Origin of the sequence: Roseovarius nubinhibens ISM (assembly GCF_000152625.1) — a bacterium.
Taxonomy (GTDB): Bacteria; Pseudomonadota; Alphaproteobacteria; order Rhodobacterales; family Rhodobacteraceae; genus Roseovarius; species Roseovarius nubinhibens.
Genome location: NZ_CH724156.1, coordinates 2,855,788 through 2,873,125 on the forward strand (window position 1 = coordinate 2,855,788; position 17,338 = coordinate 2,873,125).

The 17,338-nt window shown below is 63.2% G+C and carries 19 protein-coding genes; 9 read left to right on the forward strand and 10 right to left on the reverse strand.

Translation table 11 applies throughout. The features are described 5' to 3' along the window. Positions 1–119 precede the first annotated feature (119 nt). The 3 genes from ISM_RS13730 to trpB all read left to right on the forward strand — a co-directional run bounded on the left by ISM_RS13730 (position 120) and on the right by trpB (position 3,654). Positions 120–554 (forward strand): universal stress protein, encoded by a 435-nt coding sequence (locus ISM_RS13730; RefSeq protein WP_040618091.1) that lies wholly within the window; start codon positions 120–122, stop codon positions 552–554. A 19-nt stretch (positions 555–573) separates the two neighbouring features. Continuing rightward, the gene (locus ISM_RS13735) at positions 574–2,112 is read left to right on the forward strand and encodes an alanine/glycine:cation symporter family protein (protein ID WP_009814790.1); all 1,539 of its coding nucleotides are present in this window, start codon (positions 574–576) and stop codon (positions 2,110–2,112) included. 312 nt (positions 2,113–2,424) lie between these two features. Beyond that, a complete protein-coding gene (trpB, locus tag ISM_RS13740) occupies positions 2,425–3,654 on the forward strand; it encodes a tryptophan synthase subunit beta (protein ID WP_040618092.1) in 1,230 nt (409 codons plus the stop codon). A gap of 98 nt (positions 3,655–3,752) precedes the next feature. Here trpB and ISM_RS13745 read toward each other — a convergent pair whose 3' ends face one another. Then, positions 3,753–4,169 (reverse strand): hypothetical protein, encoded by a 417-nt coding sequence (locus ISM_RS13745; protein ID WP_009814792.1) that lies wholly within the window; start codon positions 4,167–4,169, stop codon positions 3,753–3,755. A 190-nt stretch (positions 4,170–4,359) separates the two neighbouring features. On the opposite strand from ISM_RS13745, the gene ISM_RS13750 reads away from it, so the two are divergent. Continuing rightward, positions 4,360–5,016 (forward strand): hypothetical protein, encoded by a 657-nt coding sequence (locus ISM_RS13750; RefSeq protein ID WP_009814793.1) that lies wholly within the window; start codon positions 4,360–4,362, stop codon positions 5,014–5,016. A gap of 89 nt (positions 5,017–5,105) precedes the next feature. On the opposite strand, the gene ISM_RS13755 is transcribed toward ISM_RS13750, so the two are convergent. Then, positions 5,106–6,137, reverse strand: a complete 1,032-nt coding sequence (locus tag ISM_RS13755; RefSeq protein WP_009814794.1) for a succinylglutamate desuccinylase/aspartoacylase family protein — start codon at positions 6,135–6,137, stop codon at positions 5,106–5,108. 94 nt (positions 6,138–6,231) lie between these two features. Then, the gene (locus ISM_RS13760) at positions 6,232–7,275 is read right to left on the reverse strand and encodes a Glu/Leu/Phe/Val family dehydrogenase (RefSeq protein WP_009814795.1); all 1,044 of its coding nucleotides are present in this window, start codon (positions 7,273–7,275) and stop codon (positions 6,232–6,234) included. 129 nt (positions 7,276–7,404) lie between these two features. Here ISM_RS13760 and ISM_RS13765 point away from each other — a divergent pair, with 129 nt between their 5' ends. Continuing rightward, positions 7,405–7,860, forward strand: a complete 456-nt coding sequence (locus ISM_RS13765) for an Lrp/AsnC family transcriptional regulator (RefSeq protein ID WP_040618564.1) — start codon at positions 7,405–7,407, stop codon at positions 7,858–7,860. A gap of 144 nt (positions 7,861–8,004) precedes the next feature. Beyond that, positions 8,005–9,804, forward strand: a complete 1,800-nt coding sequence (gene lepA / locus ISM_RS13770; RefSeq protein WP_009814797.1) for a translation elongation factor 4 — start codon at positions 8,005–8,007, stop codon at positions 9,802–9,804. Between the two features lie 215 nt (positions 9,805–10,019). Here the strand turns inward: lepA and ISM_RS17790 are convergent, their stop codons facing one another. Continuing rightward, positions 10,020–10,727, reverse strand: coding sequence for a lysozyme inhibitor LprI family protein (locus ISM_RS17790; RefSeq protein ID WP_009814798.1), 708 nt, complete (start codon positions 10,725–10,727; stop codon positions 10,020–10,022). A gap of 211 nt (positions 10,728–10,938) precedes the next feature. On the opposite strand from ISM_RS17790, the gene ISM_RS13780 reads away from it, so the two are divergent. Next, a complete protein-coding gene (locus ISM_RS13780) occupies positions 10,939–11,220 on the forward strand; it encodes a hypothetical protein (protein WP_040618093.1) in 282 nt (93 codons plus the stop codon). Positions 11,221–11,359: 139 nt separating this feature from the next. Here the strand turns inward: ISM_RS13780 and ISM_RS13785 are convergent, their stop codons facing one another. Beyond that, complete coding sequence (locus ISM_RS13785; protein WP_009814800.1) at positions 11,360–11,566, reverse strand: cold-shock protein; 207 nt, start codon at positions 11,564–11,566, stop codon at positions 11,360–11,362. 182 nt (positions 11,567–11,748) lie between these two features. Between ISM_RS13785 and ISM_RS13790 the strand changes: the two genes are divergently transcribed. Then, entirely contained in the window at positions 11,749–12,084 is a 336-nt protein-coding gene (locus tag ISM_RS13790) for an arsenate reductase family protein (RefSeq protein ID WP_040618094.1), read from the forward strand. A gap of 38 nt (positions 12,085–12,122) precedes the next feature. Continuing rightward, complete coding sequence (locus ISM_RS13795) at positions 12,123–12,491, forward strand: hypothetical protein (RefSeq protein WP_040618095.1); 369 nt, start codon at positions 12,123–12,125, stop codon at positions 12,489–12,491. Positions 12,492–12,511: 20 nt separating this feature from the next. Here the strand turns inward: ISM_RS13795 and ISM_RS13800 are convergent, their stop codons facing one another. The 5 genes from ISM_RS13800 to thrS form a co-directional block, all read right to left on the reverse strand. Beyond that, positions 12,512–13,063 (reverse strand): DoxX family membrane protein, encoded by a 552-nt coding sequence (locus ISM_RS13800; protein WP_009814803.1) that lies wholly within the window; start codon positions 13,061–13,063, stop codon positions 12,512–12,514. Beyond that, positions 13,060–13,833 (reverse strand): HvfC/BufC N-terminal domain-containing protein, encoded by a 774-nt coding sequence (locus ISM_RS13805; protein ID WP_009814804.1) that lies wholly within the window; start codon positions 13,831–13,833, stop codon positions 13,060–13,062. The genes ISM_RS13800 and ISM_RS13805 overlap by 4 nt, the downstream gene beginning before the upstream one ends. Continuing rightward, positions 13,830–14,687, reverse strand: coding sequence for an MNIO family bufferin maturase (bufB, locus tag ISM_RS13810; RefSeq protein WP_009814805.1), 858 nt, complete (start codon positions 14,685–14,687; stop codon positions 13,830–13,832). Before bufB ends, ISM_RS13805 begins: the two co-directional genes overlap by 4 nt. A gap of 62 nt (positions 14,688–14,749) precedes the next feature. Beyond that, a complete protein-coding gene (locus ISM_RS13815) occupies positions 14,750–15,055 on the reverse strand; it encodes a BufA1 family periplasmic bufferin-type metallophore (RefSeq protein ID WP_040618096.1) in 306 nt (101 codons plus the stop codon). Positions 15,056–15,300: 245 nt separating this feature from the next. After that, the gene (gene thrS / locus ISM_RS13820) at positions 15,301–17,247 is read right to left on the reverse strand and encodes a threonine--tRNA ligase (RefSeq protein ID WP_009814807.1); all 1,947 of its coding nucleotides are present in this window, start codon (positions 17,245–17,247) and stop codon (positions 15,301–15,303) included. Positions 17,248–17,338 lie beyond the last annotated feature (91 nt).

Here is a 17,338-nt window from a genome sequence, read left to right on the forward strand (position 1 = left end):
CAGGGGGAGTTTTTCAGAAATTTTCCAGCATGACAACAGAATCCAAGGATTTTTCTCGCGTTTGTCATGCTAATGTCGGGGGGTGCCAAAGCGCACAACCACAAAACGGGGAGGCAAATATGCCTGATAAAATAGTCGTCGGATATGATGGCAGTGAGGGATCGAAGAGGGCCGTGGATTTCGCGGTGGAACGGGCGTCTGCCCTGGGGGCGACATTGGTCGTGGCCCATGTGCTGGAATGGTCGCCCTATTCCTTCCTGACGCCGAATGAGCTCGAAGAGCGGCACAAGCGCCGCAACGAAGAGCTCAAGCGCGCGGAAGAGGCGGTTCTTGCACCGCTGGTCGCGTCGCTGGACACGAGCGGGCTCACCATCGAGACCTCGCTCAAATACGGCAACATCGCCGACACGCTGGCCAAGCTGAGCCGCGACACGGGCGCGGTGCAGATCGTCATCGGGCGTCAGGGCGAGAGCGGGCTGGCCTCGCGGCTGTTTGGCTCGGTCGCAGGATCGCTGGCGCAGAGCTCGACCGTGCCGGTCACGATCGTGCCTTAAGAGCAGGAGGGACAGAAAAATGAAAAACCATTATAAAATTCCCATGATGGCCGGCGCGCTGAGCCTGATGGCCAGCGCCGCCATGGCGCAATCTCTGGATGAAAAGGTCAATGCGATCTTCGCCAGCTCGACCGGCTGGTTCGTCAATCTTATCTTTAGCCCGTTCCCGGGCACGAGCTTTCCCTGGATCGTGGGCTGGCTGGTGGTCGCGGCGACGATTTTCACCGTCTATTTCGGCTTGATCCAGTTCCGCGCCTTTCCGCATTCCATCGCGCTGGTGCGGGGCGATTATTCCGATCCCGATGACGCGGGCGAGGTCAGCCATTTCCAGGCGTTGGCCACGGCGCTGTCGGGCACCGTGGGCCTCGGCAATATCGCCGGTGTGGCGGTGGCCGTGGGCATCGGCGGACCGGGGGCCACGTTCTGGATGATCCTTGCGGGTCTGATGGGCATGGCGTCGAAATTCACCGAATGTACGCTCGGTGTGAAATACCGCAATGAATACCCCGATGGCACGGTGTCGGGTGGTCCGATGTACTATATGGTCAAGGGCTTTGAAGAGCGCGGGCTGCCGATGGGCCGGGTGCTCGCGGTGATGTTCGCGATCTTCTGTATCCTCGGCGCCTTTGGTGGCGGCAACATGTTCCAGGCCAACCAGGCCCATGCGCAGATTGCCAATGTGGTCGGTGACTATCCCGGCTGGATCACCGGTATCATCTTTGCGGGCATCGTCTTTGCGGTGATCGTCGGCGGTCTCAAATCCATCGCCAGCGTCACCGAAAAGGTCGTGCCCTTCATGGGCGTGCTCTATGTGGTGACAGCGGTGATCATCCTGCTGATGAATTTCGACAAGATCGGCTGGGCCTTCGGTCAGATCTTCGAAGGGGCCTTTACCGGGCTTGGCGTCGCAGGCGGCATGGTCGGCGCGCTGATCCAGGGCTTTAAGCGGGCGGCGTTCTCGAACGAAGCGGGCGTCGGCTCTGCGGCCATCGCCCACTCGGCAGTGCGCACCAAGGAGCCGATCACCGAAGGCTTTGTCTCGCTTCTCGAGCCTTTCATCGACACCGTCGTGATCTGTACCATGACGGCGCTGGTGATCATCATCACCGGGCAGCTGATGACCGACCCGACCACCGGCCTCTATATGGTGGGCGAGGGTGGCATGATCCAGACCGTCGATGGCAACAGCGGCGTGGCTCTGACCTCGGCGGCCTTCTCGGCCTCGTTCGGCTGGTTCAAATACATCCTGGCCATCGCGGTGATCCTCTTTGCCTTCTCGACCATGATCAGCTGGTCCTACTACGGGCTCAAGGCCTGGACCTTCCTCTTTGGTGAGGGCAAGGGCAAGGAAGTGACCTTCAAGGTGATCTTCTGCATCTTCGTGGTGATCGGTGCCGCGGCCAATCTCGGCCCTGTCATCGATTTCTCGGACGCGGCGATCTTTGCCATGGCGGTGGTCAACATCATCGCGCTCTACTTCCTGATGCCGATCGTCAAACGCGAGCTGAACTCCTATCTCAGCCGCCTGAAGTCGGGTGAGATCAAGAAATTCAACTGATCCGACGGATCAGATGAAGACGACGCCGGGCGGGAGACTGCCCGGCGTTTTGCTGTCCGCCGCAGCCCTAACGCGGGCCTACCGCGTGGGGCAGGCCGGGCGCTTTGGGTATTTGACACCAGAAAGAGAGACGACGCCGGCGCCTCTTTCTGGTTGCAAATACCCCTGCAAGAGGGGGCGGCAAAAGGAATGTGCTGGAAATCCGCGGCGGCCTCACCTATTCACGCCGAGACAACAGCGTTTGGTGGGTGTTAGCCGCGTCCCCGGCGCGCAGGAGCGCCCAGGCGGCGTTTGAGGAAGGATGCGCAGAGAATGAACGACCTATTCAACTCTTTCATGACCGGGCCCGACGAGAAGGGCCGGTTCGGCGATTTCGGCGGGCGGTTCGTGAGCGAAACCCTGATGCCGCTCATCCTCGAGCTGGAAGAGCAATATGAATATGCCAAGACCGACCAGAGCTTCTGGGACGAGATGCATGATCTGTGGACCCATTACGTCGGTCGTCCGAGCCCGCTCTATTTCGCCGAAGGGCTGACCGAGCATCTGGGCGGCGCGAAGATCTATCTCAAGCGGGACGAGCTCAACCATACCGGGGCGCATAAGATCAACAATGTGCTGGGCCAGATCCTGCTGGCGCGGCGCATGGGCAAGACCCGGATCATCGCCGAGACCGGCGCCGGTCAGCACGGGGTGGCGACCGCCACGGTCTGTGCCAAGTTCGGGCTCAAATGCGTGGTCTATATGGGCGCGCATGATGTCGAGCGGCAAAAGCCCAACGTGTTCCGGATGCGTCTTCTGGGCGCTGAGGTCATTCCGGTGACGTCGGGGCGGGGCACGCTCAAGGATGCGATGAATGATGCGCTGCGCGATTGGGTGACCAATGTGCGCGACACGTTCTACTGCATCGGCACGGTGGCGGGGCCGCATCCCTATCCGGCCATGGTGCGTGATTTCCAGTCGATCATCGGCAAGGAAGCGAAAGAGCAGATGCAGGTGGCCGAGGGCCGTCTGCCCGACACGCTGGTCGCGGCGATTGGCGGCGGCTCGAACGCGATGGGGCTGTTCTACCCGTTCCTCGACGACAAGAGCGTGCGGATCATCGGCGTTGAGGCCGGGGGCAAGGGCGTTAATGCCAAGATGGAGCATTGCGCGAGCCTCACCGGCGGGCGTCCCGGGGTGCTGCATGGCAACCGGACGTATCTCTTGCAGGATGACGACGGGCAGATCCTCGAAGGCTATTCGATCTCGGCCGGTCTCGACTATCCGGGGATCGGGCCGGAGCATAGCTGGCTGCATGATACGGGGCGCGCCGAATATGTGGCGATCACCGATAAGGAGGCGCTCGTGGCCTTCCAGCTCAGCTGTGAGAAAGAGGGGATCATTCCGGCGCTCGAACCCTGTCACGCGCTGGCCCATGTGATGAAGATCGCGCCCGAGCTGCCCAAGGATCACCTGATCTGCATGAATATGTGCGGGCGCGGCGACAAGGACATCTTTACCGTGGCGCGGCATCTGGGCTTTGACATGGCCGAGGCGGATTGATCCGCCTCAGCTTTGTCCGATAAGCCATTGTGAGACACAAAAAACGCCGCCCCGAGGGGCGGCGTTTTGCGTTTGATCCGGTGGCCTGCGGGGGCCGCTTAGCTGCAGGTGCGCTTGGCGGTTTCCGCGTAGCTCGCGTAGGTGTTCCAGAACTGTTCGTCGGTGCTGCGCTTGGAGGTGCGGACCTCTTGGGCGCTGTGCGGGTCACGGTAGAAGCCGACGGCGCGGGCCTGTTGCGACGAGCTCAGCGTGCGGTTGGCGACGGCCTGGATGCAGCCGCAGAGCTCGGAGGAGCGGGCCTTGCGATCCGAGGCGATGCAGGCCTGTTGCAGCGGGCCGGTGGCGAAGGGTTTCGAGGCGGGCGCGCTATAGACCGTGGTGCTGGCGTTGGGGGTGATGGCGATCGGGCCGGACAGGCTGCGCGGGGCGGAGCCGCCGCTGTCGCGCTTGGCCTTGTGATATCCGCCACAGCCCGCGAGGGTCAGGGCCAGCCCAAGGATAAGAAGGTTCTTCATTGCTCTTGCCTCTTTGATGTTGGCGTGTGGCCGGTGGACCCGACCGTTGACGATGCGCCTGTATTTGCGCGGTAATATGCCTGATTTCGGCACCAGTTTCAATTCGCATTCCTGCGAGGCGGTCTGGGGACTTGTGCGGCGGCGGCGATCGGCCTAGGTCACTGCAGGACAACAATGAAAGGGGCATGGGATGCGCAAGAACCTGGACATGGCGGCGATGGCGCTGATTGTGGCGACCTTGGTGATGACGGTGATCGTCTATCTCGTCAGCACGGATTACTTTACCTTGGTCTATGCTCGCGAAGACGGTGTCGTCGAATATGGGACGGCCATTTTCCTGCTCGTCTCGAGCGCGATTTTGCTGTGGAATGCCAAAGGCTTGGCCGGGAAGGGCCGGGGAGGGGCGGCGGCGCTGGTGTGTTTCTATGCGCTGATGTTCTTTCTGGCGGCGGGCGAGGAAGTGTCCTGGGGCCAGCGGATCTTTGGCTGGGAATCCACCGAGTTCTTTATGGAAAACAACAAGCAGTATGAGACCAATTTCCACAATCTCATGGTCGGCGATTTCCATCTTGCCAAGACCCTGTTTGGCAGTGTTCTGACCACGGTGATCTTGCTCTATCTCGTTGTTTTGCCTTTGCTTTACCCCAAGGGCGGCTGGGTCGCCCGGATGGCGGACCGCTTTGCCCTGCCGGTGCCATGGCTCAAACATGCGGCGATTGCGCTGGTGGCGAGCGTGATCATTGCGGTGATCGATGTGAACCGCAAATGGGAGGTCTATGAGCTGATCTTCTCGCTGCTGACCGTGTCGATTTTCCTGCTGCCGCAGAACCGCGACAAGGCGAGCTGAGCCACGAAAACGCGGTATCGGCAGCACGTCGGTATCGCGTCGGTAAAGCGACAGTGGCGGTTTTGGCCTCTATAGGGGGCCGAAACTCCTCAGATGATCTCGTCTTCGTCAAAGAGCGGGTCGGCGTCGAGATGGGCGCTCACCCCCTCGACGGCGGTGTCGGCGCGCGGCGTGCGGGCGATGTGGAACAGCGCGTCGCCCTCATAGACCACCGGCATATGGGTGCGGCCGATGACGATGCCCGCCTCGTCGCTCAGCACTTCGGTTTCGACCTTGCCAAAGGGATCGGTGATCGCACCCAAGAGCGTGCCCGGTTCGACCGCGTCGCCGATGGTGAGATAGCCGCGAAAGAGCCCGCCCGCCGGGGCGCGCCGCCAGCTCGACCCGGTGGAGAGCACCGGGGTCACATCAGGCAGCGGCGCGAAATCGGCGGAGATCATGCCGAGATGGTGCATGACCCGCAGAATGCCCGCGACGCCGGCGCGCACGCCGAGCTCGTCAAAGCGCAGACCTTCGCCCCCCTCATAGAGCAGCACATCGACGCCCGCCTCTTCGGCGGCCATGCGCAGCGAGCCTTCGCGCAGTTTCGAATTCATCATCACCGGCGCGCCGAAGACCTCGCCCAGCTCGCGCAGGCGCGCGTTGCCGGGCGACAGGCGGATTTGCGGCAGGTTGATGCGGTGGATGGCGGCGGAATGCAGGTCAATGCCGAGATCGGCGCGTTTGACCACCTCGGAAAGGAACACATCAGCGAGCCGCGCCGCCATCGAGCCTTCGGCGCTGCCCGGAAAGGCGCGGTTGAGATCGCGGCGGTCGGGCAGGTAGCGCGAATGGTTGAGAAAGCCGTAGGTGTTGACGATGGGCACCGCCAGAAGCGTGCCCGCCAAGGCGTCGATACCTTCGGCGGCGAGCAGGCGGCGGACGATCTCGACGCCGATCACCTCGTCGCCATGGATGGCGGCAGAGACAAAGATCACCGGGCCGGGGCGGGCGCCATGGATCACCTCGACCGAGAGATTGACCGGCGTGTGATCCGAGAGGGTGGAGACGGGAATATCGACGGTGCGGCGGGTGCCCGCCGGGATGCTCTCTGAGCCGATGGTGAATGCGTCCCGCGCCATGTCCTGCCCTCTGGTCAATCGTCTTAACTCAAAGGTTTAGGATGTGGCGCGGGCGCTGTCCATGGGGGAGCGTCGGGGGAATTTTGCCGCCGATTTAACCCGCCCGGGGCAAGAGCCTTTCGCCGATGATCGTGTCGGCGAGATGGGCGGGGCTCGCGTCTTTTGCGGCGGCATGGGCGAGGATGCGGGTCATCGTGGTGCCGAGCGCGTCGAGACGGGCCGCGACCCAGGGCGCGCGGGTCTCGATCCGCAGGATTTCGGCGGCCACGTTGATGATGCCGCCGCCATTGGCCACATAATCGGGCAGGTAGAGAATGCCGCGCGCGGCGAGCCGGTCGGCATCCTCGGGCGTGGCGAGCTGATTGTTGGCGGCCCCGGCGATGAGACCGGCGCGCAGCTCGGGAATGGTGGTGGCGTTGAGCGTGCCGCCGATGGCGCAGGGGGCGAAAACCTCGGCCTCGGTGGCGTGGATGCGGGTCACATCCGCCGCGGTGGCGTCGAAATCGGCGCAGCTCTGGGCGAGCTTGGCGGCGTCGGTGTCGGCGAGGATGAGCCGCGCGCCCGCCTCGTGCAGGAGACGGCAGAGATGCCAGCCGACATGGCCGAGCCCTTGGACGGCGACGGTGGTGCCGCTGAGGTCGTCGCGGCCATAGCGCTGTTTCAGCCCGATCTTGAGCGCGTTGAACACGCCTTGTGCGGTGACGGGCGAGGGATCGCCGCTGGCAAACGGCCCGCTGTCGAGCCCGGCCACATAGCGGGTTTCGCGGGCAATCTCGGCCATGTCGGCGGGCGACATGCCCATGTCTTCGGCGGTCCAGTAGCGGCCTTGCAGCGTCTCGATGGCGCGGCCCATGGCGCGCAGCATCGCCGGGGTCTTGGTGCGGGGATCGCCCATGATCACCGCCTTGCCGCCGCCCAGCGGCAGATCGGCCGCGGCGTTCTTGAAGCTCATCCCGCGCGACAGGTTGAGCACATCGGCAATCGCCGCCTCGTCGCTGTCATAGGCGCGCATGCGCAGCCCGCCCGCCGCCGGGCCAAGCCGGGTCGAATGCAGCGCGATATAGCCCCTCAGCCCGCTGGCGTCATCGGTGACGCGCCAGAGCTCTTCGTGGTGGGGGGCGGACAGGCGGGTGATCATCGCGGGTCTCCTCAAATGCGTGATGGGCGGAATCATACAGCAGTGGGGTTGCGATTTATCTGCTATTTCAGGTAGGCATAGCGGAGAATTTGGAGATTACGCGCGTCAAGAGGGGTGTTCTTGGTGGAAATCGACAAAACCGACCGAAAGATTCTCGCAGAGCTGTTGCGCAATGGGCGTCAGAAGCTCGCCGATCTCTCTGAGACCGTGGGCCTGTCGCCGACGCCTCTGGCGCGGCGGATCACCCGGCTTGAGCGGATGGGGGTGATCGAAGGCTATACGACGCGGGTCAACCAAGACAAGCTTGGCCTGCCGCTCAACGCTTTCATCTTTGTCGAGCTGGAGAAACAGTCGCGCCCGGCGCTGGAGCGGTTCGAGAGCGCGCTGCGCCGGTTCGATGAGGTGATGGAATGCTATCTCATGACCGGGTCGCGGGATATTCTCATCCGGGTGGTGGCGGCGGATCTGCGGGCCTTTGACCGGTTCATCGAAGAGGGGCTGATGCAGACGGAAAACATCCGCTCCATGCGGTCGAGCTTTGCCCTGCGCACGATGATCCGGCGCGATCTCTTGCCGCTCGGCTAGGGGAAGGGAAGGTCCTTAAACCGCGTGGTTTGGCGAAACCGTGCCCAAGCCGGGGGCAGGGGCGGTGAAAATGCGCAAAACAGGGGTCTGGCCACGTTCATGCCACCTTGACCGCGCCTCTATTCCCCGACATATCCCATCGCTATGACACCGCTTTCTCATATCCGAAATTTCTCGATCGTGGCCCATATCGACCACGGTAAATCGACCTTGGCCGATCGCCTGATTCAGCAGACCAACACGGTCGCGGAACGGGACATGAAGGCGCAGCTTCTCGACAGTATGGATATCGAGCGCGAGCGCGGCATCACGATCAAGGCCAACACCGTGCGCATCGATTACCTGGCGCAGGATGGCGAGACCTATGTTCTCAACCTGATCGACACGCCGGGCCATGTCGACTTTGCCTATGAGGTGAGCCGGTCGATGCGGGCGGTCGAAGGCAGCCTGTTGGTGGTGGACAGCACCCAGGGCGTCGAGGCGCAGACCCTGGCCAATGTTTACCATGCCATCGAGGCCGATCACGATCTCATCCCGGTGCTCAACAAGATCGACCTGCCCGCCAGCGATTGCGATCGGGTGGCCGAGCAGATCGAGGATGTCATCGGCATCGACGCGAGCGGCGCCATCGCCGTCAGCGCCAAGACCGGGCAGGGCATCACCGAGACGCTCGAGGCGATTGTCAAACATCTGCCCGCCCCGAAGGGCGACCGCGATGCGCCGCTGAAGGCGATGCTCGTCGACAGCTGGTATGACAGCTATCTCGGGGTGGTGGTTCTGGTGCGGATCATGGATGGCGTCCTCAAGAAGGGCGACCAGATCCGCATGATGCAGACCGGCGCGCGCTATGGTGTGGACCGGATCGGCGTGTTCCGCCCTGCGATGCAGGTGGTGGATGAATTGGGCCCCGGCGAGATCGGGTTCATCAACGCCTCGATCAAGCAGGTGCGCGACACCAAGGTGGGCGACACGATCACCCATGACAAGAAGCCCGCCGACAAGCCGCTGCCGGGGTTCAAACCGTCGCAGCCGGTGGTCTTCTGTGGGCTCTTCCCGGTGGACAGCGCCGAGTTCGAGGACCTGCGCGATGCGATCGAGAAGCTGGCGCTCAACGATGCGAGTTTCAGCTATGAGATGGAAACTTCTGCGGCGCTGGGCTTTGGCTTTCGCTGCGGGTTCTTGGGGCTCTTGCATCTCGAGGTGATCCGCGACCGGATCGAGCGCGAATATGATATCGAGCTCATCACCACGGCTCCCTCGGTGATCTATCACGTCTTCATGAAGGACGGGACGCAGCAGGATCTGCACAACCCCGCCGACATGCCCGACCTCACCTATGTCGATCACATCGAGGAGCCGCGCATCAAGGCGACGATCCTCGTGCCGGATGAGTATCTCGGCGATGTGCTCAAGCTCTGCCAGGACCGGCGCGGCATTCAGCTCGACCTGACCTATGCCGGGGCACGGGCGATGGTGGTCTATGATCTGCCGCTCAACGAGGTGGTGTTCGATTTCTACGACCGTCTGAAATCGGTGACCAAGGGCTATGCGAGCTTTGACTACCAGATGGAAGGCTATCGTCAGGACAATCTCGTCAAGATGTCGATCCTGGTGAATGACGAGCCGGTGGATGCGCTGTCGATGATGGTGCACCGCGACCGCGCCGAGATGCGCGGCCGGGCGATGTGCGAGAAGCTCAAGGATCTGATCCCGCGCCACATGTTCAAGATCCCGATCCAGGCGGCCATCGGCGGCAAGGTGATCGCGCGCGAGACGCTCTCGGCGCTGCGCAAGGACGTGACGGCGAAATGCTATGGCGGTGACGCCACCCGGAAGCGCAAGCTCTTGGAAAAGCAGAAGGCCGGTAAGAAGAAGATGCGCCAATTCGGCAAGGTAGAGATCCCGCAGGAAGCGTTTATCTCGGCCTTGAAGATGGATGAATAGGGCGGTCTGAAGGGTTTAAGTGATTGAAAGACGGGGCTTTGCGGCCCCGTTTTTTGTTGTGCATTTGAGATTGGTCACGCCCGGTCGCAGACCGGGCAGCGCCCGTCCCGCCCCCCACGGGGCGGGCGCTTCGCTTCCACCCCGTCGGGACGGGCGCCGCCCTTTGTGGGATGCGGTGGTCTTTGCTTCCAACCTCGTCGGGACGGGCGCTGGCCTCACCGCGAGAAGACATAGATCCCGCAGGGGCTGGTCTGGCCGCTTGGGACGGTGGCGGCGGTCATGGAGACCGGGTCGGCGGGGTCGGTGGCGCTGCGGTAGTCATGTTGCTGGAGCAGGCCCCGGTCCAGCACGAAGGCGATATGGGTCAGCGGGCCGCCGGGGCAGGAGCCGGGGTCGCGGCCGGCGATGTGGCGGACGCGGTAGACAGGGCTGCCGGGGCGGGTCTGGTGCAGCTCGTAGGTCAGCCCATTGTCATAGCTGAGCCGCGTCGATGACAGGGTCATCGCGCTGTAAAAGGCGGTGGCGGTGCGGCTATAGGGATGCCAGCGCCCGGCGTTGAGACTGGCGGGATGGCTGCTGGCCATTGCGGAGGGGGCGCCCAGTTGCGCCTGCCGGTGCTGCATCTGGGCCGAGATACAGGCAACCACATCACCGCAGAGGTCGCGGGTCTTGAGCCAGCTGCGCTGCTCGGCGAGGAGGGCAGCGCGGGCCTCGTTGCCCAGCGTCGCGCGCTTGGCCTTGTAGGCCTCGGCGATCTCTTGGTCGAGCGCCGAGAGAAGGGGCGAGGCGCAGATCGCGTGTTCGGTGGGCGTGCCGGCCTTGGCGCAGTTGAAGCTTGGCTGTTGCGCCCAGAGCGGCGCGGGCAGGAGCAGGGCGGCGGCGGTCAGAAACCCCTGCACGCGCAGGCGAAACGGGCGGGTCATGGCAATCACCTTTGGTTCAAAATCCGCCTGATCATAGCCGAATTTGGCCGCAAAATCACCCGTGGGGCGGGGCCAAGCGCGCGAGGCCCAGAGGCGGCGCGCGGCGAAAATCCCACATCATGTTGTTTTCGATCAAAGAAATTGACAGGCACGCCCCCGTGGCTACGATATCCGCCAAGTAACGGTGGAACCATATCAAGAGGGATTTTTCATGAAACGTTCAACAATCTTGGGGGCCTGCTTGGGTCTTGGCCTGCTCACAGCCGGGGCGGCGCAGGCCGAACTTTACCCCTATCCGACCAATGAAAACTATTGCCCCGCCGGGTTTCAGCCGGTCGTCATGGGCGGCGTGATCTGCTGTGGCAAGCCCACCAGCAACGTCACCTACAGCCAGATGATGACCCATCCGGCGCCCAAGAAGAAAATCTATGCCAAGCGCAAGACCTACAGCGCCCGCGCCCATTGTGCGGAAGGCGTGAAGGGCTGTTCCTAAGCCTCGGTCACGATGAAAGTCCAACACGCGGGCCGGCCTGTCGGCGGGCCCGTGGTCAGGATTTCAGCCGCCCCTGTGCCACAGCATCTGCCACGGCATCGCGGGCGGTTTTGCACTATCAGATCAGATTAAAATCGGATCACAGCAAGGTCAGGTCGGAGGCCATCTGGCGGCCATCGCGGCCGTCTTGCAATTCATAGCCAACCTTCTGCTCGTCAGCGAGACCGGTGAGGCCGGAGCGCTCGACTGCCGAGATATGTACGAAAACGTCTTTTCCGCCGTCATCGGGCGCAATAAAGCCGTAGCCTTTGGTGGTGTTAAACCATTTCACGGTGCCGGTGGGCATTCCGCTTCTCCTTCTACTTCAGTCCCCGGACGGACATGCCGGGCCATGGCGACTGCCAAGCGCGGCGCGAAGCCTAACTAGGAGGTCACGATCTCTAAGATTACACGGGACCGTAAAAAAGCAAGCATTACCGGGTGACGATTTGATGACAGGCGGGTAATCAGGATGAAAACGGAGGCAAAATGGACGTATTTGGGCTGAAAACTTGCGATAGTTGTCGCAAGGCGATGAAGGAATTGCAGGCCATGGGGCATGCGCCGGTGCTGCGCGATGTGCGGGCCGAGCCGGTGCCTGAGGCGATTCTGAGCGCGGCGGAGGCGCGGTTTGGCAGCGATCTTCTCAACACGCGGTCGACCACCTGGCGGGGGCTTTCCGAGGCCGAACGCGCGGGCGAGGCGGGGGCGCTTTTGCGGGCGCATCCGGCGCTGATGAAGCGGCCCTTGGTGGTGCAGGGCGAGGTGATGAGCCTCGGCTGGAAGGCGGATGCGAAGGAGATTTGGCTTGGATCGGCGGGCTGAATGCCTATCTCTTCGGGGTAGCAAGTGCAGGAGAGAGCATGCGTAACGCAGCAGCGGTATTGGGGATCATCGGTGGCGTTCTGGCCCTGATCGTCGGATTTTTCGGCTTTGGCTATACCGAGTTCATCGACCGCCATGGCGAGATCGAAGGGCTGGCGCGGCAGGTGGATAATGTCGGGCTGATCCGGGCGGCGAGCTTTGCCGCGCCGATCCTCGCGATTGCCGGGGGCGCGATGGCGCGCTACCGGGCACTCTGGGCGGGGGGGCTGTTGCTGGGCTCGGGGGCGCTGTTCTATGCGGCCTTTGGCTTTGGCGTCTTTACCATGTTCCCGCTGGGCATGATGGCGCTGGGCGGGATCATGGCGTTGGCCGCCGGGCGTCCCGACGAGCCGAAGGCGCATTTCTGAGGCGCGTATCTCGGCCGGGATCAGGCGCGGCGGCGGGAGAGGAGCGCGTCGAGTGACAGCGCACCCGCGCCTTTGATCACCAGCACCAAGAGCAGAAAGACCCAGAGCGCGCGCTGATCGAGGATCACCGCATCGGGGGCCTTGTCGAACCAGGCACCGAGCGTGGCGGGTTCCGAGATCGCGCCATGGCCGTAGAGATCGGTGAGGCTCTGCATCACCACAAAGCCGATCATGCCCAGCGCCGCGAGCCGGGTGAAAAGCCCCAGCACGATTAGGAGCGGCAGCAGGAATTCGGCCCATGTGCCGGCGAGCACCACGGCCCAGTGGAAGAGGCCGAGTTGGCTCACGTCATAGCCGGCGGCCTCCATGGCGCGGGGGAAAATCTGGGCATAGGCGCCGACGGAGGGCTGAAAAATCCCCATGATCCCGTCGCCGAGCTTGGTCAGGCCAGAGACCCAATAATAGCCGAGAAAGAGCGCCGCAAAGAGAAACCGTGCAAGCAGCGGCAGCAGGGGCTCGGCCCGGGACAGCGGGCTGGTGAGACGGTCGTAGAGGGAGAAAATCAGGGTCATGGGGTCGTTCCGGAGTGGATGTCTGTGATCGCCTTGGCAGAGAGCAGCAGGGAGAGGCATTGGGTGAGGTCAAACTCGGCCTGCGCCTCTGCTGCGGCCTCGGATGCGGCGTCATGGGCGGGGCCGAGGGGCTGGCCCTCCCTCAGGGCCGCGATGAAAGGGGCGGCGCCGGGGGGCAGCAGCACCGGTTCGGGATCGAAATCGGGGCGGATGATGAGCACATCCTGCGCGCCGGGGCTGGGCTTGGGCGCGGCCTCTTCGCTGTTGAAGCGCCAGATCGCGTGAATGGGCCAGGGCGAGCGCAGAAGCTCGAGCGCCGGGGCGAGGGTGAAGCGGGTCTGCAGGAGCGCGTCAGGGGAGAGGCTTTGCAGGATGCTCGCGTCGGCGGGGCGGCTGTCGGCGGCGTGATAGGCGCGGATCAGCGCCAGTTCGAGCCGAGCGACATCGGCCAGGTAGGGCAGGTGGGCCAGCGGCGGGAAGGCTTCGAGAAAGCCGGGCAGATCCGCGCCATAGCGGGCCAGAACCGGGGATTTGGGCGGGTGGGCGCGCAGAAAGACGCCCATGATCGCGCGAAAGTTTTCCTCGCCGAGAAGTTTCAGGATCACCGGGAAACTGTCTTCGAGCGCCTCGGTGAGGCTAACCGCGACATTGTTGCGATAGACCGAGAACCGGCCACCGGCGGGGCGGCCTGCGCCATCGCTCAGCCCGGACGGGACGGCGGCGGCGCTGTCGAGAAGCGCCGTGCGAAAATGGGTTTGATCGACGCTCATGCCGGGGCCTGGGCCAGATGATGACGGGCGCGCGTGGCCTCGGCGGCGAGGGCGGGCCATTCGGGCACATCGGCGTCCCATTCGATGAGCAAGGGCCGCGCGCCGGAGCGGGCGAGCGTATAGTCGAGCAGCGCCCAGACCGGATCGGCCACCTCGCGCCCGTGGCTGTCGATGAGCAGCGGCGCGCCGTGGTCGTCTTCGTCCTCGTCATGGCCGCCGAGATGGATTTCGCCCACCGCCATCAGCGGGAAATCGTCGATATAGCTCTGTGGCGAATAGCCGAGATTGGTGGCCGAGATGAAGACATTGTTGACGTCGAGCAGCAGCCCACAGCCGGTGCGGCGGCTGATCTCGGCGAGAAAGCCGGTCTCGGACCAGGTGCTTTCGTCAAAGGCGAGATAGGAGGAAGGGTTTTCCAGCAGCATCCGGCGGCCCAGCACCTCTTGCAGCTGATCGACATGATCGGCGACGCGGGTCAGCGTGGCATCGGTATAGGGCAGCGGCAGCAGATCGTTGAGATAGGCGCTGTCATGGGTGGACCAGGCGAGATGTTCGGAAAAGCTCGCCGGGTTGAGCCAGTCGCAGAGATGTTTCAGCCGGGCAAGATGGTCGGGGTCGAGCGCGGCTTCGCCGCCGATCGAGAGGCCGACGCCATGCACGGAAATCGGGAAATGGTTGGAAAGGTGACGGAGCTGGGCCAGCGGGCGGCCACCGTCGCCCATATAGTTTTCGGCATGAATTTCGAGCCAGCCAACAGGCCCCGCATCGGCGAGGATCGCGCTGAAATGCTGGGGTTTATAGCCAACGCCCGGCAGGGGCGGCAGGCGGTTGTGGGGCTGGTCGGCGTCGAACATGGAGCGGCTCCTGGCGGATGTCCCGCGCGGCGCAGCGGCCGCGCGGGACGTTTCGATCCGGATTAGCCTTGCGGCAGGTCGCGGTCGAGTTCTTCCATCGAACCCATGCGCGCGGAGCCATCCGCCTGGGCCGGCAGTTCGATTTCGGTGCAGGTGCCTTTGTCGACGAGGGTCCAGGCGTTGCCCTGGTAATCCACGGTCGATGTGCCTGCGCAGGTGGTGCCAGCGCCGGCCTTGCAGTCGTTCTGACCGGCGAGCGACACGCCGAAGCATTTCTCTTTTTCCATCGCCGCGGCGGGGATGGTTTGAGCGGTGATGGCAGCGGTCACGGCACCGGCGAGGGCCACGGATTTAGCGATAGTCGACATGATTGGTCTCCCTAAGGACTTGGTTACATCTCGCCGCCGGGAACCTCCCGATACGTCGGCGATGAGTAAAGCTTAGGCGGGAAGTATATCACAAGGCTATTCACGAGCCTGTCAGACACGCGCCCGTCAGATGATGTCATCGAACGGGCGCGGGGTAAGTCATTGATTTTACAAGAATGGTGCAAGTTATGGGCGGGTTTTTCCGGCGCTGTTCAACCGGGAAAATCCGCCCATGGGCCGAAATGTTACAGCCGATCGGGGGGTGTGGCCTCGGTGGCGAGCGCCTTTGTTACATCGGCAAGCGCCTGAACGGACGTCTGTTTTTCCCCCAGACGGCGCACCGAGACGGTCTTTTCCTCGACCTCGCGCAAGCCGCAGGCGAGAATCACCGGCACTTTGCCCACCGAATGTTCGCGGACCTTGTAGTTGATCTTTTCGTTGCGGATGTCGGCCTCGGCCCGGACGCCCTGGGCGCGGAGCCCGGCGACCACCTCATGCACATAGTCATCGGCCTCCGACACGATGGAGGCCACGACCACCTGACGCGGCGCGAGCCAGAACGGCAGCTTGCCCGCGTGCTCCTCGATCAAGATGCCGATGAAGCGCTCGAAGGAGCCGAGCGTCGCACGGTGCAGCATGACGGGGCGGTGTTTCGCGCCGTCCTCGCCGATATAGGTCGCGTCGAGCCGCTCGGGCAGGACGAAATCCACCTGCAGCGTGCCGCATTGCCAGTCGCGCCCGATGGCGTCGGTCAGCACGAACTCGAGCTTGGGACCGTAGAAGGCGCCTTCGCCGGGGTTGAGCGTGAAGCTGCAATTGGCGGCCTCGGTCGCGGATTTGAGCGCGGTTTCCGCCTTGTCCCAGACCTCGTCCGAGCCAGAGCGTTTTTCCGGCCGGTCGGAGAATTTGACCGAGAAGTTTTCAAAGCCGAGATCGCGGTAGACGCGCGACAGGAAGTCGATGAAGCGTTTGGTTTCGCTCTCGATCTGATCCTCGCGGCAGAAGATATGACCGTCATCTTGGGTAAAGCCACGCACCCGCATGACCCCGTGCAGCGCGCCCGAGGGCTCGTACCGGTTGCAGGATCCGAATTCAGCCATGCGCAGGGGCAGGTCGCGGTAGGATTTGAGGCCCTGGTTGAAAATCTGCACATGGCAGGGGCAGTTCATCGGCTTGAGCGCGTTCACCGCCTTTTCGCGGGCGTGCTCTTCGTCGACTTCGACGATGAACATATGTTCCTGGTATTTCTCCCAATGCCCGGATTTTTCCCAGAGCTTGCGGTCCACCACCTGCGGCGTGTTGACCTCGACATAGCCGCCGGCGCGTTGGGCGCGGCGCATGTAATCCTGCAGCTCGGTGTAGATGGTCCAGCCGTTCGGATGCCAGAAGACCTGACCGGGGGCCTCTTCTTGCATGTGGAAGAGGTCCATTTCGCGGCCGAGCTTGCGGTGGTCGCGCTTGGCCGCCTCTTCGAGCATGTGAAGATGCGCCTTGAGCTTTTCCTTGCCGGTGAAGGCCACGCCATAGATCCGTTGCAGCATCTGGCGGCTGCTGTCCCCGCGCCAATAGGCACCGGCCACGCTCATCAGTTTGAAGGCGTCGGCGGGGACCTGACCTGTGTGCTGGAGATGCGGGCCACGGCAGAGGTCCTGCCAGTCGCCATGCCAATACATGCGCAGCGGCTCGTCGCCGGGGATGGCCTCGATCAGCTCGACCTTGAAGGGTTCGCCATTGTCCTCATAATGCTTGACCGCGCGGGCGCGATCCCAGATCTCGGTGCGCACTTCGTCACGCTTGTTGATGATCTCGCGCATTTTCTTTTCGATCTCGCCGAGATCTTCGGGGGTGAAGGGCTCGGCCCGGTCGAAATCATAATACCAGCCGTTTTCGATCACCGGGCCGATGGTCACTTTGACATCGGGCCAGAGCTCTTGCACGGCGCGGGCCATGATATGGGCGAGGTCGTGGCGGATCAGCTCGTTGGCCTGAGGTTCGTCCGCCATGGTGTGAATGGCGATGCGCGCGTCCTCTTGGATCGGCCATTGCAGGTCCCAATGGGCGTCGTTGATTGTCGCCGAGATGGCCTTTTTGCCAAGCGATTTCGAGATATCGGCGGCCACTTCGCCGGGGGTGACCCCAGCCTCGTAGCTGCGTGCATTGCCATCGGGGAAAGTCAGGGAAATCTGGGCCATAGGCCGAAGCTCCTCGTCAGTTTGGCGCCCACGGAACGCCCGGTTGCGGGTTGATATGTGTGGGGCTGGGTTTCGCGCGATGCGCCTCTCA

What these genes read in the sequence shown, in the direction of transcription:
- ISM_RS13730 (WP_040618091.1), top strand. Translation starts at nt 120, where the DNA reads ATGCCTGATAAAATAGTCGTCGGATATGATGGCAGTGAGGGATCGAAG.
- ISM_RS13735 (WP_009814790.1), top strand. Translation starts at nt 574, where the DNA reads ATGAAAAACCATTATAAAATTCCCATGATGGCCGGCGCGCTGAGCCTG.
- trpB (WP_040618092.1), top strand. Translation starts at nt 2,425, where the DNA reads ATGAACGACCTATTCAACTCTTTCATGACCGGGCCCGACGAGAAGGGC.
- ISM_RS13745 (WP_009814792.1), bottom strand. Translation starts at nt 4,169, where the DNA reads ATGAAGAACCTTCTTATCCTTGGGCTGGCCCTGACCCTCGCGGGCTGT.
- ISM_RS13750 (WP_009814793.1), top strand. Translation starts at nt 4,360, where the DNA reads ATGCGCAAGAACCTGGACATGGCGGCGATGGCGCTGATTGTGGCGACC.
- ISM_RS13755 (WP_009814794.1), bottom strand. Translation starts at nt 6,137, where the DNA reads ATGGCGCGGGACGCATTCACCATCGGCTCAGAGAGCATCCCGGCGGGC.
- ISM_RS13760 (WP_009814795.1), bottom strand. Translation starts at nt 7,275, where the DNA reads ATGATCACCCGCCTGTCCGCCCCCCACCACGAAGAGCTCTGGCGCGTC.
- lepA (WP_009814797.1), top strand. Translation starts at nt 8,005, where the DNA reads ATGACACCGCTTTCTCATATCCGAAATTTCTCGATCGTGGCCCATATC.
- ISM_RS17790 (WP_009814798.1), bottom strand. Translation starts at nt 10,727, where the DNA reads ATGACCCGCCCGTTTCGCCTGCGCGTGCAGGGGTTTCTGACCGCCGCC.
- ISM_RS13780 (WP_040618093.1), top strand. Translation starts at nt 10,939, where the DNA reads ATGAAACGTTCAACAATCTTGGGGGCCTGCTTGGGTCTTGGCCTGCTC.
- ISM_RS13785 (WP_009814800.1), bottom strand. Translation starts at nt 11,566, where the DNA reads ATGCCCACCGGCACCGTGAAATGGTTTAACACCACCAAAGGCTACGGC.
- ISM_RS13790 (WP_040618094.1), top strand. Translation starts at nt 11,749, where the DNA reads ATGGACGTATTTGGGCTGAAAACTTGCGATAGTTGTCGCAAGGCGATG.
- ISM_RS13795 (WP_040618095.1), top strand. Translation starts at nt 12,123, where the DNA reads ATGCGTAACGCAGCAGCGGTATTGGGGATCATCGGTGGCGTTCTGGCC.
- ISM_RS13800 (WP_009814803.1), bottom strand. Translation starts at nt 13,063, where the DNA reads ATGACCCTGATTTTCTCCCTCTACGACCGTCTCACCAGCCCGCTGTCC.
- ISM_RS13805 (WP_009814804.1), bottom strand. Translation starts at nt 13,833, where the DNA reads ATGAGCGTCGATCAAACCCATTTTCGCACGGCGCTTCTCGACAGCGCC.
- bufB (WP_009814805.1), bottom strand. Translation starts at nt 14,687, where the DNA reads ATGTTCGACGCCGACCAGCCCCACAACCGCCTGCCGCCCCTGCCGGGC.
- ISM_RS13815 (WP_040618096.1), bottom strand. Translation starts at nt 15,055, where the DNA reads ATGTCGACTATCGCTAAATCCGTGGCCCTCGCCGGTGCCGTGACCGCT.
- thrS (WP_009814807.1), bottom strand. Translation starts at nt 17,247, where the DNA reads ATGGCCCAGATTTCCCTGACTTTCCCCGATGGCAATGCACGCAGCTAC.